A 14,678-nucleotide genomic window follows, 5' to 3' on the forward strand; every position below is an offset into this window, starting at 1 on the left:
AAGAACGTTATTCAGCGTACTCTTGCATAAAATCATCAAGATTATCGTTAATAACTTCTATTTCATCACCACTAAATTGTGCAATGTGAAACAAGCCCTCACCTTCATTGGTGACCGGAATATTGCTGTTGCCAATAATAATCCCATCTGTTGGGGCCTTTAATGGTATCGGCTCGCCGCCCAGAGGGTTTACAATATTGGCTAACACTTGGCCTTTAGATACTCGCTCACCCAGTTTAAATTTAATATTTACCAGCCCATCAGATTCACTGCGTACCCAGTAACTGCGACTTGCATTAACACTGGTGGTTTTAGTGTTAATTTTACCTTTGGTCATACCTAAACAACGCATCACATTGATAACGCCATTTACGCCAGACTTAATCGACATATCGCTAAAGCGCAGTGCTTCACCAGCCTCATATAAAATACAAGGAATATTAAGGCTGTTAGCATAACCGCGCATTGAACCTTCACGTGCTTTAGAAGACATTATGACTGGTGCGCCAAAAGCATTAGCCATATCGAGCATCATTGTATCGTCGGTATCACAGCGGATCTGCGGTAAGTTATCGCGATGAATTGCGCCAGTATGTAAATCAATAATATGGGTTGCACGTTTAACTAAAATACTGCTAAATAAATGCGCTAAACGGCTGGCAAGCGCACCTTTAGCTGAGCCCGGAAAACAACGATTTAAGTCACGACGATCGGGTAAATAGCGAGATTGTTGAATAAAACCAAATACGTTAACGATAGGGACAATGAGTAAGGTCCCGGTTAAGGTTTTAGCATTCACACGACCGAGCAAGCGTCGACATATTTCAATGCCATTCAACTCATCACCGTGGATCGCTGCGCAAACCAATAAAACAGGTCCCGCTTTAGTGCCATGAAACACTTCAACGTGCAGATCCATCGGTGTATCGTTATACAGTTTTGCTGCGGGCAATTTAACACTTTGTTGAGTGCCTGCCGGTACGCTAACATCACCGATAACAAACGGTTCGTGCTTTCTTGCCATTAACCAACTCCTTTCGTTTTCGAGCTAGTAGATTTAACATTTTTTTCAATAAACTGAATGATCTTTTCCGCAACATCAATACCAGTGGCTTTTTCGATGCCTTCAAGGCCCGGAGATGAGTTAACTTCCATCACTAATGGACCGTGCTTAGAACGTAAAATATCTACACCCGCAACGTTTAGCCCCATCGTTTTAGCTGCACGTAATGCCGTTGAACGTTCTTCTGGAGTGAGTTTAACAATGCTGGCAGAACCACCACGGTGTAAATTAGAACGAAACTCACCTGGTAATGCTTGGCGTTTCATCGCCGCAATCACTTTGTCACCAATCACGAAACAACGAATATCAGCGCCACCAGCCTCAGCAATATACTCTTGCACCATGATGTTGGCTTTTAACCCCATGAAGGCTTCAATAACCGATTCGGCGGCTTTACGGGTTTCAGCTAATACCACACCAATACCTTGAGTGCCTTCAAGTAACTTAATCACACAAGGAGCACCACCGACCATGTCCAACAAATCGGGAATATCAGCAGGCTTACTGGCAAAACCGGTCACGGGCAAACCAATATTCTTGCGAGATAACAGTTGCAATGAACGTAATTTGTCCCGAGAACGTGTAATGGCGACAGACTCGTTTAATGGATGAGTGCCCATCATTTCGAACTGGCGTAATACCGCGGTGCCATAAAAGGTCACTGACGCACCAATTCGCGGAATAACGGCATCGAATTTTGGCAGCTCTTCACCGCGGACATGAATACTAGGTGCATTCATGTTGATGTTCATGTAACACTTTAATGGATCGACAATTTTGATGGTATGACCGCGAGCTTCAGCAGCTTCTCTTAAGCGACTGGTCGAGTATAAATTCTTATTTCTCGACATTATTGCAATATGCATTTGTTATTCTCCTGCTAAAAATGATTCTGCTGAATTAACCAAAAAACGCCCTTCTAACGCGCGACGACCTAATAACATCCTAAATTTCATGTGATCTCTATTGGTCAATGTCAGTTCGATGTCAAAAAGTTGTGTACCGATAAGAATGGGGGTTTTTATCACGTAACGTTTGGTTACATGGCCGCCGGAATCACTGACATCTCGGCGATCAAATACTTGAAACTCACACACGACTTCTCTGTCAGAATCCTGGTCAGGATGCAGCCAGACTCGAACCCATTTTTGGTTGTTTTTTTGAAACGGTTTTATTTTGAACGCATGCAAACAAGATGTTTTTGCGCCAGTATCCACTTTGATTTTGACTCTTTCGTTGCCAATATCAGGAAAAGTGCCCCACTCACGCCAACCCACAATACCGAGGGAATGTTCAGTCATGGTCAATCCTTTCTTGTAGAGGAATTATTCATTCCAAAGTGTAATCTTTAAATGAATTAGTGTTTGAATAGATAGCAAAATCGGTTTAACGTCTTGCACTAGCCAACCAATATATGTTGTTGATTAAAGATGAATCACAAGGTTTACATCAATAAACCAGCCTTTGAAGCGATTTTAACACCAACACTTTATTTATATCAAATTAACATTCATAGAATAAAGAAAAAAAATTTCTATGTCAGTAAGTTACAATGGATATACGGTAATTTAAAAAGCATCAAAATATTATGTTTACTCTAGATAAAACACAAAAAAACACCGCGTTAATATAGAGATGTCAACATAAGGTATTCAATCTTAATAGTTTAAATAAATCCTAGCCATGTCACTTACTACAGACATTGTTTAACATACTAGTAAAATTATAACATTATAATCTGCATCGCTATTGTAAAAAGGTATCGTCATGCTCAGTCAACTTAGTTTCGATTTTTTAAACACTCTAGCAGCCAATAATGATAGAGAATGGTTTAAAGCCAACCAGCAACAATACGAAGATCAGGTTAGAAGCCCTGCATTACGATTTATAGAAGCCATGCAAGGACCCATTTTAGGCTTATCACCACGATTTGTTGCTGTGGCTAAAAAAGTCGGGGGTAGCCTAATGCGCCCACAACGCGACAGTCGCTTTAGTAAAAATAAAACGCCTTATAAAACCAATGTGGGTATCCAGTTTAGACACTTTCAAGCAAAAGATGTGCATGCGCCTGGATTTTATGTCCATATTGCCAATGATGAATGCTTTATTGCGGCTGGAATTTGGCATCCTGAATCAAAAACGCTCAATGCAATTCGCCATTGTATTGATGAAAACCCTAATGCATACCAAAAAGCATTAGCGCAATTGAGGCTGGCTGGATTTGAATTAACAGGCGATAGCTTATCCAGACCGCCACGCGGATTTGATAAACATCATCCCATGATTGACGAGCTAAAGCGTAAAGACTTTATCGCCATAAAATCCATTAGTCCTGAGCAAGTATGCCAGGCTGATTTTGTCGAGTTTTGTGCGCAAGAATATCAGCATACTCGCGCATTAATGGCTTACTTATGTTTTGCCCTAGAGCTTGATTTTTAGTCTTTAAGCACCATAACGACACGTTAATCATGGTGTTGTTGAAAATATTAACTCATTTTTACACAGTTATAGTTTTAGCTCATTATTTAGATAAGCCGTGTTAAACTAGCAAAAAATAGTTTCCGGTGCAGCACTCTGTTAGTTGCTGCACCTATTACCAGGTCAATTCATGAGCCATAATATTTCCGCCATGTCTAACACAACACCATCAATTGAGACATCTGCGTCCGAAATCGCTGCGATCACGCCAGCACAAAAACGTGCCTTAAGTTACTCGACAACGATTGAAACACTCTTCAATCAAGTGATGAACACCGGCATGCCAGCCGATAGAATCATTGGCCAATATTTTCGCGAGCATAAAAAACATGGCTCTAAAGATAGACGAGTGATCCGTGAAAGTTTGTTTGGTTTATTTCGCTGGTGGGGTTGGTTAAGCCAGTTAGAGACCAGTCAAAAACACAGTACATGGTTCCAACAATTAAGCGCTTGTGCAATGTTAGAACAACACCCATGGCATGATGTCACTGGTGCTTGGAATGATTTTGCTGATTGGCCTCAAACCCGCGCAGATCAAACTACCCTAGATAATCAAGCCACATTAAAAGATAAATTAGCCGCTTATATTGCTTTAAGCGCGATAGAAAGTTGTCAAATCACTCAGTTATTACCCCAATGGTTTTGGCAACTTTGTCCAGTAGATAGCACAGAGCAATATGCGCTTGTTAACGCAATGACGACTCGCCCCCCCATTTGGGCTCGGGCACAAACATTATCAACGGCCAAATTAATTACGTCACTTAAACAAGCGGGTGTTGAAGCTAAAACTAGCGGCTACTTTGCCGATGCCATTAGTCTAGGGCATAAAAGTATTAATCTAAATGAGATAGAGGTTTATAAACAAGGTCATCTTGAAATTCAGGATTTAGCCTCACAAGTTATTGGCCAAATTTGCCAGCCAAACAATCATGAAAAATGGTGGGATGCGTGCAGTGGTGCTGGCGGTAAATCCCTGCAATTGCATTCATTAATGTCACAGCAAAGCACAAAATTCAGCGGTAGCATTACGGCATCAGATATTCGCCATAAACCTTTAGAAGAACTGCGTAAAAGAGCTAAACGTGCGGGTTTTGAGCATATCAGTGTCGCGCCATGGAAAGGAGAGGTATTGCCTGTCGATGCTAATGCTTTTGACGGTGTATTAGTTGATGCACCCTGCAGCTGCACTGGCACTTGGCGTCGAAATCCTGATATGCGCTGGCTTGATGATGCTAGCGCGATTACAGACAAGCCTATACTTCAATTAGCAATTTTACGTCGAAGCGCTGCTGCAGTAAAATCGGGCGGTAAATTGGTTTATGCCACCTGCTCTTTATCACCAAGTGAAAATGAACAGATTGTGAAAGACTTTTTATCAGCAACGTCTGAGTTTGAACTTGAACCAGTCATACATCCTTTTACTGGTGAGCAATTTGATATGTTAACGATTTGGCCTCAACAAGCCGATAGTGATGGGATGTTTGTTGCTAAGATGCGTCGTAAATAGCACACTGACTCAAACACTAATGCCAAATAATGCTCCACTAAAAAGCCATCTTTCGATGGCTTTTATATTATGGTTCACAGACAAACACTATTGAGCTATTTTCTGTGCAGCCGCAGTATTAATTCCGCTTCAGCTTTTGGCAATTCACACTCTTGCATTAACTCTTCAATACCAGCCCCAAGACCGACCATTTTAAGCGCACGCGAGTATAATTTAGCTTGTGGGTCTTGCTGGCTAGCTTCTTCAAGCATATCAGACTGTTTAGACAGTTTTTTCTCTAGTTCGACAACTCGCCTACCAACACCAATAGTACCACTGCGTAATTCGTGTAATTCACGCTTAACAGCTTCACGCTGACGGTCGCTTTCTTTAACCAACACAGTCAGGGCATCCACTTTAGTTTTTAATTTACTCGACTGTTTTTGCAAGTAAAGTACTAAAACAAGACATGCAATCGCACACACTAAAGCTGCAATTAGAAATTCATCACCCATTAACATACCTATGTTGCTATTACTCAAAAGCACTAAGCCAAACAAAAAAGCCAACAGTGATTCGGTTGGCTTTTCGGTTACAACACGACTAGATTTGAGTTAATTCAACCCACTCATCGTCAGATAATAGTTTATCTAAATCAACCAAGATTAATAACTCGTTGTCGCGATTACTCACCCCTTGAATAAATTTAGCACTTTCTTCCGTGCCGACATTAGGAGCGTTATCGATTTCAGAACGGCGCAAGTATACGACTTCAGCCACGCTATCAACTAAGATACCAATAACTTGTTTTTCTGCCTCAATAATCACGATACGAGTCGAGTCGTCTAATTCTGCTGATTGTAAGCCAAAACGTGAACGAGTATCGATAACGGTAACTACGTTTCCGCGAAGGTTAATAATCCCTAACACATAATCAGGAGCACCTGGCACAGGAGCTATTTCGGTATAACGTAATACTTCCTGAACTTGCATTACGTTAATACCATAGGTTTCATTATCTAATTTAAATGTTACCCATTGTAATACTGCATCGTCTTTACTTGCAGCAACCGCTGCTACACTTCTAGAATCGCTCATAGTTAACCTCGGTCAATCGAATCCTGACAACCTAAACCTGCATCAAGCATTTTGATTAATGCTTGAACATGTAAAATGCCACACATTTGTTGTTTTACTACTCCAGCAAGCCAAGGACGCTTACCCGGTTTTTCACGCCAATTGACGTGGGATTTATCTATTTTAACGGCGTTAACTAACGATTCGCACGTTAGTCCCCACTGACTATCTTCTAGCATAACAAGATATTGATAATTTACCGTTTGTGCTAATGCTGGAGAATATTTTTCAGGCATTACCCATGCACATGTATCAACCACATTAATTTTAGTATCTCGGTGGGTTTGCACCCCTTTAAACCAAGAGGGCCTACCAATAAGATGGTTTATCTTGTCAATTTTAATAATCCCCCCCAAGCTCACTAGTGGTACCGCTAACGTTAACCCTGCAACATTAAAGAATAGCACCTGAAACTCATCATCAAGTACTTCTTGTAAATCATGGGTGATACTCGGTGGTTGATGCCCAACCTGAGTTTGTGGTGGCGTTTGCACTTGCTCCGCCGAATTCATCACCAACTCTTCATGCTTAATAATAGCGTCTTTTATAACAGCATGTGAACTTTCGTTATTATTTATATCGACTAACGGCTTGATTTCTTTATCCGTTAGCTCTATTTCTTGTGTTTTTGTATTATTAACGACTGCTTTAGGCTCAATATCACTAATTGCCTGACGAACACGTTCAGCGCTATTTTTGATCTGTTGCGATAAATCTGTTTCAGCACTAGGTGTAGATACTGCTGATAATAATTTTTCAAGCGCCAGTTTATCTACACTGGTTGTCGGCTGGGCATAATCCCACTGGCTCGCAACAACAGATGAAATCTTAGACAAAGTTGGTGGTGAATAATGAGCTGATGAAGATGCGGCTATTGTGGTGGTATCAGCCAGCTTGTCCTCGATAATATTTAGCGATTTAGTAGTAATATTATTAGCAGGATTCACAGGAATCGACTCTGACGATTCCTGTAGTAAAAGACTGAAATAATCAAAAACAGTTTCATCAACCGATTTTGACATGGTTAAACTCCTGAGAAAATAAAAAATCCAGCAGACGATTGTAAGCTTTTACACCTCGGCTACTGGCTGAATAATGTGATGCTGGTAAATGAGCCAAGCTTGCATCTCTAAATTTAGTATCCACAGGAATCACATCACTTGGCCAAAGTGATGAACCATATTTATCCTGCAAAAATTGTAGTGCGATAGGTGAGGCTTTAGTTCGCTTGTCATACATAGTCGGTAATACTGTGAAACTGTATCGTGTTTTCTTAGAACGCCCCATGATTTCCATGGTTTTCACCATACGTTCAAGGCCTTTTATGGCTAAAAACTCAGTCTGAACCGGTATAATAATGTGATGACTTGCAGCTAATGCATTGACCATTAGCACCCCTAAAACAGGTGGGCAGTCAATGATAGCCACATCATATTTATCTTCAAGTAGCGCCAATAAATTGCGCAACACCAAGCCCATACCTTCCTGATGACCTAAGGATCTATCCAGTGTTGCTAACGCCATATTAGCAGCAATAATATCCAGTCCCTCTATTTGAGTAGGGATGACATTTTGTAATATAAACTCTTGAGTCAGTGTCTGGTGATTCAAAAAGACATCATAAAGCGAACATGGCACTTCATCTGAATCAATACCTAAGTAATAACCCAATGAAGCATGAGGATCAGTATCAATCATCAGCACTCGTTGACCACGCTTAACCAATGCTCCGGCTAAACTGGCTACTGTGGTTGTTTTACCGACACCACCTTTTTGATTCGCTACCGTCCATACTTTCAAAAAAAGCCTCTCAACTCATTATAATGATGCTGTTATGGAATATTGACTACTGCTTGTGTTGTGTATCATCACGGGTTGTTACACGGATCCCGCCGTTAGGTAAACGGATCACCTTAACCCCTTGAGCATCTTCTGACACTATGATTTCTTGATTATTGCCTTCACTAACAACTTCGGGATGCTTAAGTTTAGTGGGCTGATCATCATCTAAAGCGCCAGGTCCAAACAAGACACTTTTAGCTTGCTCTTGTCCTGCGGACGCAACAATTGCTTGAGTTTGTTCAGGATGCTGAGTTAACCAATTAGCAATATTAGCAGCTTGCTCCTCAGGAACCATCAAAAGTACTTGAGAGTCGGTTAAACGAGCCACATCTTGCTTTAATAGTGTTATCTTTTTATTCGCATCAACATACAAACCCGCTAGTACTAAGATGGCAATAAAACACAGAAAAAAACCCAGCATGTGCTTAGTCTGTGAGGAATAACTCGACTTAGCCACGACTAGACTCTTTTAAAATAGCTTCAGCAATATTATCCAACGAAATAGAGTGAGTCGAGATACCAGCAGATGCTACAGCTTGTGGCATACCATAGACAACACAACTCGCTTCATCTTGTGCCCAAATGGTTGCACCAACAGACTTTAACATTCTAGCCCCTTCTCTACCGTCGGCCCCCATCCCAGTCAACACTACAGCCAAAACATCTCCACCAAAAGCTTTAGATGCAGACGCAAAAGTAATATCTACACTTGGCTTATAATTCATTTCAGGGGTACCAGGAACAACTTTAAGTCTGCCTGTAATACCATTTCGCTCAACCATAAGCTGCATACCACCGGGCGCTAAATAAGCGCATCCAGGGCGCATAACATCCCCATTTTCAGCCTCTTTTACATCAATTTTACACAATGTATTTAAACGTGCTGCAAATGCAGGAGTAAATGCTGCAGGCATGTGCTGGATCAATACAATTGGATGAGGATAATTCGCAGGAAAAGCGGTTAATACTTTCTGCAAAGCCACTGGTCCACCAGTTGAAGTCCCGATAAGTAATACTTTGTATTGTTTACCACTAGCCCGAATAGACGATATTGATGAACTCGTGTTATTGGGAGTATGGCGATCGGGAGATGCACTAGAGTGGGTTGCTGCAGGCGTTGGAGTTAAACCGCTGCTAAATGGACGACGAGATGAATAGGTATCCGAAGCGGAAACCGATGTTTTACGAGGTTCAGGTGATGATGAAGTCGATAATGAACTTGATGCTGAACTTGGGCGATATACTCTGCGTCGCCCCAAAGCTTTAATTCGCTGCTGCAGTAACAGTATTGCATCGTCTTTATTGGTCGCAATATCTTCAAAGCGTTTTGGTAAAAAATCTAATGCGCCGGCTTCTAACGCATCAAGTGTCGCTTTGGCACCATCATGAGTTAATGATGAAAACATTAAAATTGGAGTGGGGTTAGTAGCCATGATTTCACGCACAGCAGTAATACCATCCATTACTGGCATTTCAATGTCCATGGTAATGACTTGAGGCTTTAACTTTGCAGCCATTTCAACAGCTTCTTTACCGTTAACAGCAACAGCAACGACTTCGAGATCAGGATCTTTATTAACAATCTCACTGACTCGACGTCGAAAAAAGCTAGAATCATCTACAACTAATACTTTTATGGCCATTGAATTCCTTAAATAATGGAACTTTTTTTATTTTTTGCTTTTGGCGTAATGTTTCAGTAGTCCTGGCACATCTAAAATAAGTGCAATACCACCATCTGATGTAATTGTTGCCCCCGCCATTCCTGGCGTACCTTGTAACATACTGCCAAGTGGTTTGATGACAACTTCTTCTTGCCCAATTAATGCATCAACAACGAAACCGATTTGCATCGTACCAAGTTGAACAATCACAACATGGCCATGCTTCTTATCACCATGCTTAAATGTCGATTTCTTACTGTGCAACCAATGTTCTAGATAAAATAATGGCACGGCTTTATTACGGAAAATAACCGTTAATTGACCATCGACAATATTGGTTTTGGTTAAATCTAAATTAAAGATCTCATTAACACTCGATAATGGCAGAGCGAAGACTTGATTAGACACATCAACCATCAAGGTTGGCATGATAGCCAAGGTTAACGGCACTTTAATTTCAAGTGTGGTGCCCTTACCTTTCATCGAATCAATGTAGACAGTACCATTGAGTTGATTTATGCGGGTTTTCACCACATCCATACCCACACCACGGCCTGAAATGTCTGAGATTTCAACTTTAGTTGAAAAGCCTGGAGCGAAAATCAGATTATACGCTTCGTTATCAGTCATTCTCGAGGCGGCATCTTCATCGAGCACACCACGACTTATCGCAATTTGTTTTAGCTTTTCAGGATCCATGCCAGCGCCATCATCCTCAATTTTCAGCAGGATGTGATCACCTTCTTGGCTAGCCGATAAGGTAATAGTACCGGTTCGGGATTTACCATTTGCTTCACGAGTCACCGGCATTTCAATACCGTGGTCGACTGAGTTTCTCACTAAGTGGACCAAAGGATCGGCTAAAGCCTCAACTAAATTTTTATCAAGATCGGTGTCTTCACCAATCATCACTAAATCAATTTCTTTATTTAATGTACGCGCTAAATCTCGAACAACCCGTGGGAAACGACCAAATACTTTCTTGATAGGTTGCATGCGCGTCTTCATCACCGCACCTTGTAAATCAGCGGTCACCAAATCAAGGTTAGCAAGTGCTTTTGACATTTCCTCGTCTTCACGATTAATGCCTAAGCTCACCAGTCGATTACGGACTAATACCAATTCACCAACCATATTCATGATTTGATCTAAACGAGCGGTATCTACGCGAACTGTGGTTTCACCTTGTGGCACAGACGACGCTTTGACTGGGGCTTTATCTGCTAAGGGTTCAACTTTTGGCACAACGGCTGGAGTCGATGGCATAACTGGCTTAGCAACTGGAGTCGGAGCGGGTTTTGCTGCCGGTGGAGGAGTAACCACTTTAGCAGATTCTGCAGCAACCGGAGTTGATTGCACTTTCGCTACTGGGGCAGTGCCTTTACCGTGTAATTCATCTAAAAGACGTTCAAACTCATCGTCGGTGATTTCATCTGAGTCTACTGCGGGTTGAGCAACTGGTGTACTTGCAGGTTTAGCAGCAACCACAGGTTCGTCTTTGGCTTTAAATGAACCTGAGCCGTGTAACTCGTCTAAGAGTGCTTCAAATTCGTCATCGGTAATTTCGTCACTGCTTTTTGCTGGTGCTGGTTTTGAGTCAATATTGTCTTTCTTTATTGCAGAAGATTTAGATGCAACAGGACTGTTACCTGAACCGTGTAAGGCATCAAGTAAGGCTTCAAATTCTAACTCATCAATTTCATCAATGCTGCCAGAATCAGACGTTTCTGCCGTAAAAGGACTCACATCCTCAATAACTTCAGGCTCGTTAACCTCAACAACATTTTCGATAGGTTCAAGTTCTGCAGCCGACATCTCTGAGGGTAATGGCGCACCTGAGCTTAATAATTTGAGTTTCGCAAGTAGCATTGGATCTGCTGGGTCTTGTTCTTGTCCCTGTTGAGTTTGAGCAAACATAGTATTAATGGCGTCGACCGCTTGCAAAATAATATCCATTAATTCTGCATTTACGCCACGTTTTCCGGTGCGCAATAAATCGAACGTATTTTCAGCTTCATGACACACGTCAACCATCGGCTTTAAGCTTAAAAAACCAGCTCCGCCTTTGACAGTATGAAATCCACGGAAAATAGCATTAAGTAAATCACTGTCATCAGGATTATTTTCAAGAGCAACTAGCTGCTCTTGTAGAAGCTCTAAAATCTCACCAGCTTCAATTAAAAAGTCCTGGAGTATCTCTTCATCAACATCAAAGGACATTAAATTGACTCCTAATTAGAAACCCAGACTTGATAGCAGATCGTCTACTTCATCCTGACCTGTCACCACATCTTCACGCAGTTCTGCATTCATGATGGGGCCTTCTGCTTCTATTTTATTATCGTTTATCGTTGGCGATGACTCAGTAATATGATCACCAAACACCGTTAGCATTGAAACTAAATTACTTTCTACTTCACGAACTAAATCAATCACTCGACGGATCATTTGGCCAGTTAAGTCTTGGAAGTCTTGCGCCATTAAAATTTGATTTAATAGCTCACGAAGACGATTACAATCATTTTCACTGTGTAGCATAAACTGCTGAACATCGTGGCAAAGTGATTTAAACTCACCCAACTCGATGTCACGACGCATCAATTTATCCCACATTGGCGTTACTGATTGAATATTACTGATAATGGTATCGGCCAAAGGTAGACATTCTTCAACTGCATCCATGGTTTTATTAGCAGCTTGCTCTGTCATATCGATAACGTAGTTTAATCTTTCTTTAGCATCCGGAATTTCGGTATTGGCTAATTCAGATAAACGGTTATCAATTTGAAAATCTTTTAATGCACTATGAAGTTGTCGAGTTAACTTACCCACTTCTTCAAAAAGCTCACGCTGCAATGGTGTAGCAAGCTCCCTGATGACGTCATCAGCTTTATCTTGCTGACCTAAGGTAAGCAATTCAACAAGTTCTTGGGCCTGTTCGAGAGTGATTAACCCCGATATTGATGCCTGCATGACTTATCCTTGCTTATGCGAGTCGTTCAAAGATTTTATCTAACTTTTCTTTTAACGTTGCGGCGGTGAAAGGCTTTACCACATAACCATTTACCCCAGCTTGCGCTGCAGCAATAATTTGTTCACGCTTGGCTTCTGCGGTTACCATCAATACGGGTAAATGCTTTAACGAATCATCTGCACGGATTGCTCTAAGTAAATCAATACCTTGCATTCCAGGCATGTTCCAGTCTGTTACTACAAAATCAAAATCGCCTTTTTGTAACATAGGTAGGGCTGTTGAGCCATCATCTGCTTCTTGGGTATTATTAAATCCCAAATCTCGCAACAAGTTCTTAATGATACGCCTCATTGTTGAAAAATCGTCAACAATAAGAATCTTCATATTCTTGTCCAAGGTTTCCTCCGGTGAGCTGACACTCGTTTGCTCTAAATAAGTTATTATTCTTGTGTCCAATGCTTGAGTTTAGCTTTTAATCTGAGCATTGCCTGACTTAATATCTGGCTTACACGCGATTCACTAACATCAAGGATGGCACCGATTTCTTTTAAATTTAATGCTTCGTTGTAATATAACGACAACACTAACGCATCTCTTTCTGGCAATGTCTTAATTGCTTCAACCAATGCAGATTGGAATTGAATTTCAGCAAGCGAGTCAAAGGCCTCATCTGGCGATTCATTATCTGTGATTAACACATCTTGTGAAACACCAAGATCTTCTATGCCTATGATTTTACCAACAGAAACATCATTTAAGATATGATGGTACTCATCGAGCGACATTTCAAGCTTTTCAGCAATTTCAGTATCATAAGCATCACGACCAAGCTGTTGCTCTAATTCATCAATTACTTGTGCAACTCGACGATTATTACGGTGAACTGAGCGTGGAACCCAGTCACCACGACGAATTTCATCTATCATCGCTCCACGAATTCTAATGCCAGCAAAAGTTTCAAACTTAGCACCTTTGCTGTTATCAAATTTTGATGAGGCCTCAAGCAACCCCATCATTCCAGCTTGTAACAGGTCATCAAGTTGCACCGATGCTGGTAATCTTGCCAGCATATGATGAGCAATTCTTTTTACCAACGGTGCATACTGTTCAATGATAGACGTTTTGTTATCGAACTGAGTATACGCTGCGGCTTTATTCACCCGTTCTTCCTTCTTGTATCGGCTTACGTTGTACAAGACGTTCAACAAAAAATTCTAAATGACCACCGGGTTGCTGTGGCACAGGCCAAGTCATAATTTTATTGGCTAATCCGTGGTAAGCAATAGCTGAAGGTGATTTAGGATAAGCCTCAACGACTAGTTTTTGTTTACGAACTGCTTTACGTAAATTCTCATCAAAGGGAATGGTTGCCACCAACTCCAATGCAACATCTAGAAATCTATCTGTCACTTTACTGAGTTTAGCAAATAATTCCATACCTTCTCGTAAACTACGTACCATATTTGCCACAATTTTGAAGTGGAACACACCATGTTCACGACTTAGTATCTTAATTAACGCATAAGCATCGGTAATCGATGTTGGTTCGTCACAAACCACTATTAATACATCTTGTGATGCACGAGAAAAACTCAGCACCATATCTGATATACCGGCAGCAGTATCAACAATTAAAATATCAAACTGAGTCCGCATTTCACTAAATGCACGGATCAAGCCGGCATGTTGTGCTGGTGTCAATTCAACCATCGCTTGTGAACCTGATGTAGCAGGAACAATACCGATACCTTTGGGTCCGCGTACAATGATGTCATCTAATTCGGCATCACCTGACAAAACATGAGATAAATTTTTCTCAGCACGTATCCCGAGCATCACATCGACATTGGCTAAACCTAAATCGGCATCAAGTACTAATACACGTTTGCCCTTTTCGGCTAATGCTACCGCAGTATTAATTGACACACTTGTTTTACCAACTCCGCCTTTACCACCGGATACGGCAATTACTTTAACTTTATCGTTATTTGGTTGATTCATCATACGTAAACCACTTGCTTGATCCCGAGTCAT

The 14,678-nt window shown here is 41.2% G+C and carries 16 protein-coding genes; 2 read left to right on the plus strand and 14 right to left on the minus strand.

Annotated elements, in window-relative coordinates:
- Nucleotides 1-7: 7 nt before the first annotated feature.
- The 3 genes from H5114_RS00610 to H5114_RS00620 are packed head-to-tail and all read right to left on the minus strand — an operon-like array spanning nt 8 to nt 2,364.
- Nucleotides 8-1,024, minus strand: a complete 1,017-nt coding sequence (locus tag H5114_RS00610) for a succinylglutamate desuccinylase/aspartoacylase family protein (RefSeq protein WP_124016952.1) — start codon at nt 1,022-1,024, stop codon at nt 8-10.
- Nucleotides 1,024-1,929 (minus strand): 30S ribosomal protein S6--L-glutamate ligase, encoded by a 906-nt coding sequence (gene rimK, locus H5114_RS00615; RefSeq protein ID WP_124016951.1) that lies wholly within the window; start codon nt 1,927-1,929, stop codon nt 1,024-1,026. The genes H5114_RS00610 and rimK overlap by 1 nt, the downstream gene beginning before the upstream one ends.
- A gap of 3 nt (nt 1,930-1,932) precedes the next feature.
- Nucleotides 1,933-2,364 (minus strand): RimK/LysX family protein, encoded by a 432-nt coding sequence (locus H5114_RS00620; RefSeq protein ID WP_124016950.1) that lies wholly within the window; start codon nt 2,362-2,364, stop codon nt 1,933-1,935.
- A gap of 466 nt (nt 2,365-2,830) precedes the next feature.
- Here H5114_RS00620 and H5114_RS00625 point away from each other — a divergent pair, with 466 nt between their 5' ends.
- Together H5114_RS00625 and H5114_RS00630 are read left to right on the plus strand one after the other, a co-directional pair.
- Complete coding sequence (locus H5114_RS00625) at nt 2,831-3,502, plus strand: DUF2461 domain-containing protein (RefSeq protein ID WP_182721937.1); 672 nt, start codon at nt 2,831-2,833, stop codon at nt 3,500-3,502.
- 169 nt (nt 3,503-3,671) lie between these two features.
- Nucleotides 3,672-5,048 (plus strand): RsmB/NOP family class I SAM-dependent RNA methyltransferase, encoded by a 1,377-nt coding sequence (locus H5114_RS00630; RefSeq protein WP_182721938.1) that lies wholly within the window; start codon nt 3,672-3,674, stop codon nt 5,046-5,048.
- A gap of 95 nt (nt 5,049-5,143) precedes the next feature.
- On the opposite strand, the gene H5114_RS00635 is transcribed toward H5114_RS00630, so the two are convergent.
- The 11 genes from H5114_RS00635 to H5114_RS00685 all read right to left on the minus strand — a co-directional run bounded on the left by H5114_RS00635 (nt 5,144) and on the right by H5114_RS00685 (nt 14,678).
- Nucleotides 5,144-5,542 carry a DUF2802 domain-containing protein gene (locus H5114_RS00635; RefSeq protein ID WP_124016947.1) on the minus strand — a complete coding sequence of 133 codons (399 nt, stop codon included), beginning with the start codon at nt 5,540-5,542 and terminating at the stop codon, nt 5,144-5,146.
- An 88-nt stretch (nt 5,543-5,630) separates the two neighbouring features.
- Nucleotides 5,631-6,125 (minus strand): chemotaxis protein CheW, encoded by a 495-nt coding sequence (locus H5114_RS00640; RefSeq protein WP_124016946.1) that lies wholly within the window; start codon nt 6,123-6,125, stop codon nt 5,631-5,633.
- A gap of 2 nt (nt 6,126-6,127) precedes the next feature.
- A complete protein-coding gene (locus H5114_RS00645) occupies nt 6,128-7,186 on the minus strand; it encodes a chemotaxis protein CheW (protein ID WP_124016945.1) in 1,059 nt (352 codons plus the stop codon).
- Nucleotides 7,170-7,964: a ParA family protein gene (locus H5114_RS00650; RefSeq protein ID WP_124016944.1), complete on the minus strand. Its 795-nt coding sequence runs from the start codon at nt 7,962-7,964 to the stop codon at nt 7,170-7,172. The genes H5114_RS00645 and H5114_RS00650 overlap by 17 nt, the downstream gene beginning before the upstream one ends.
- 46 nt (nt 7,965-8,010) lie before the next feature.
- Nucleotides 8,011-8,463, minus strand: a complete 453-nt coding sequence (locus H5114_RS00655; protein ID WP_310736137.1) for a membrane anchored protein in chemotaxis locus — start codon at nt 8,461-8,463, stop codon at nt 8,011-8,013.
- Nucleotides 8,456-9,649, minus strand: coding sequence for a chemotaxis response regulator protein-glutamate methylesterase (locus H5114_RS00660; protein WP_124016943.1), 1,194 nt, complete (start codon nt 9,647-9,649; stop codon nt 8,456-8,458). The genes H5114_RS00655 and H5114_RS00660 overlap by 8 nt, the downstream gene beginning before the upstream one ends.
- Before the next feature lie 27 nt (nt 9,650-9,676).
- On the minus strand, nt 9,677-11,890 hold the full coding sequence (locus H5114_RS00665; protein WP_182721939.1) for a chemotaxis protein CheA: 2,214 nt from the start codon (nt 11,888-11,890) through the stop codon (nt 9,677-9,679).
- A 15-nt stretch (nt 11,891-11,905) separates the two neighbouring features.
- Nucleotides 11,906-12,643 carry a protein phosphatase CheZ gene (locus tag H5114_RS00670; RefSeq protein ID WP_124016941.1) on the minus strand — a complete coding sequence of 246 codons (738 nt, stop codon included), beginning with the start codon at nt 12,641-12,643 and terminating at the stop codon, nt 11,906-11,908.
- 13 nt (nt 12,644-12,656) lie between these two features.
- The gene (gene cheY / locus H5114_RS00675) at nt 12,657-13,040 is read right to left on the minus strand and encodes a chemotaxis response regulator CheY (RefSeq protein ID WP_011919599.1); all 384 of its coding nucleotides are present in this window, start codon (nt 13,038-13,040) and stop codon (nt 12,657-12,659) included.
- A 44-nt stretch (nt 13,041-13,084) separates the two neighbouring features.
- Nucleotides 13,085-13,804 carry an RNA polymerase sigma factor FliA gene (locus tag H5114_RS00680; RefSeq protein WP_182698022.1) on the minus strand — a complete coding sequence of 240 codons (720 nt, stop codon included), beginning with the start codon at nt 13,802-13,804 and terminating at the stop codon, nt 13,085-13,087.
- Nucleotides 13,797-14,678, minus strand: a complete 882-nt coding sequence (locus tag H5114_RS00685) for a MinD/ParA family protein (protein ID WP_124017021.1) — start codon at nt 14,676-14,678, stop codon at nt 13,797-13,799. Before H5114_RS00685 ends, H5114_RS00680 begins: the two co-directional genes overlap by 8 nt.

The organism is Shewanella sp. SR43-8 (genome assembly GCF_014163775.1).
GTDB lineage: Bacteria > Pseudomonadota > Gammaproteobacteria > Enterobacterales > Shewanellaceae > Shewanella > Shewanella vesiculosa.

Coding starts and splice junctions, on each gene's coding strand:
- H5114_RS00610 (WP_124016952.1), bottom strand. CDS start 1,024: ATGGCAAGAAAGCACGAACCGTTTGTTATCGGTGATGTTAGCGTACCG.
- rimK (WP_124016951.1), bottom strand. CDS start 1,929: ATGCATATTGCAATAATGTCGAGAAATAAGAATTTATACTCGACCAGT.
- H5114_RS00620 (WP_124016950.1), bottom strand. CDS start 2,364: ATGACTGAACATTCCCTCGGTATTGTGGGTTGGCGTGAGTGGGGCACT.
- H5114_RS00625 (WP_182721937.1), top strand. CDS start 2,831: ATGCTCAGTCAACTTAGTTTCGATTTTTTAAACACTCTAGCAGCCAAT.
- H5114_RS00630 (WP_182721938.1), top strand. CDS start 3,672: ATGAGCCATAATATTTCCGCCATGTCTAACACAACACCATCAATTGAG.
- H5114_RS00635 (WP_124016947.1), bottom strand. CDS start 5,542: ATGGGTGATGAATTTCTAATTGCAGCTTTAGTGTGTGCGATTGCATGT.
- H5114_RS00640 (WP_124016946.1), bottom strand. CDS start 6,125: ATGAGCGATTCTAGAAGTGTAGCAGCGGTTGCTGCAAGTAAAGACGAT.
- H5114_RS00645 (WP_124016945.1), bottom strand. CDS start 7,186: ATGTCAAAATCGGTTGATGAAACTGTTTTTGATTATTTCAGTCTTTTA.
- H5114_RS00660 (WP_124016943.1), bottom strand. CDS start 9,649: ATGGCCATAAAAGTATTAGTTGTAGATGATTCTAGCTTTTTTCGACGT.
- H5114_RS00665 (WP_182721939.1), bottom strand. CDS start 11,890: ATGTCCTTTGATGTTGATGAAGAGATACTCCAGGACTTTTTAATTGAA.
- H5114_RS00670 (WP_124016941.1), bottom strand. CDS start 12,643: ATGCAGGCATCAATATCGGGGTTAATCACTCTCGAACAGGCCCAAGAA.
- H5114_RS00685 (WP_124017021.1), bottom strand. CDS start 14,678: ATGACTCGGGATCAAGCAAGTGGTTTACGTATGATGAATCAACCAAAT.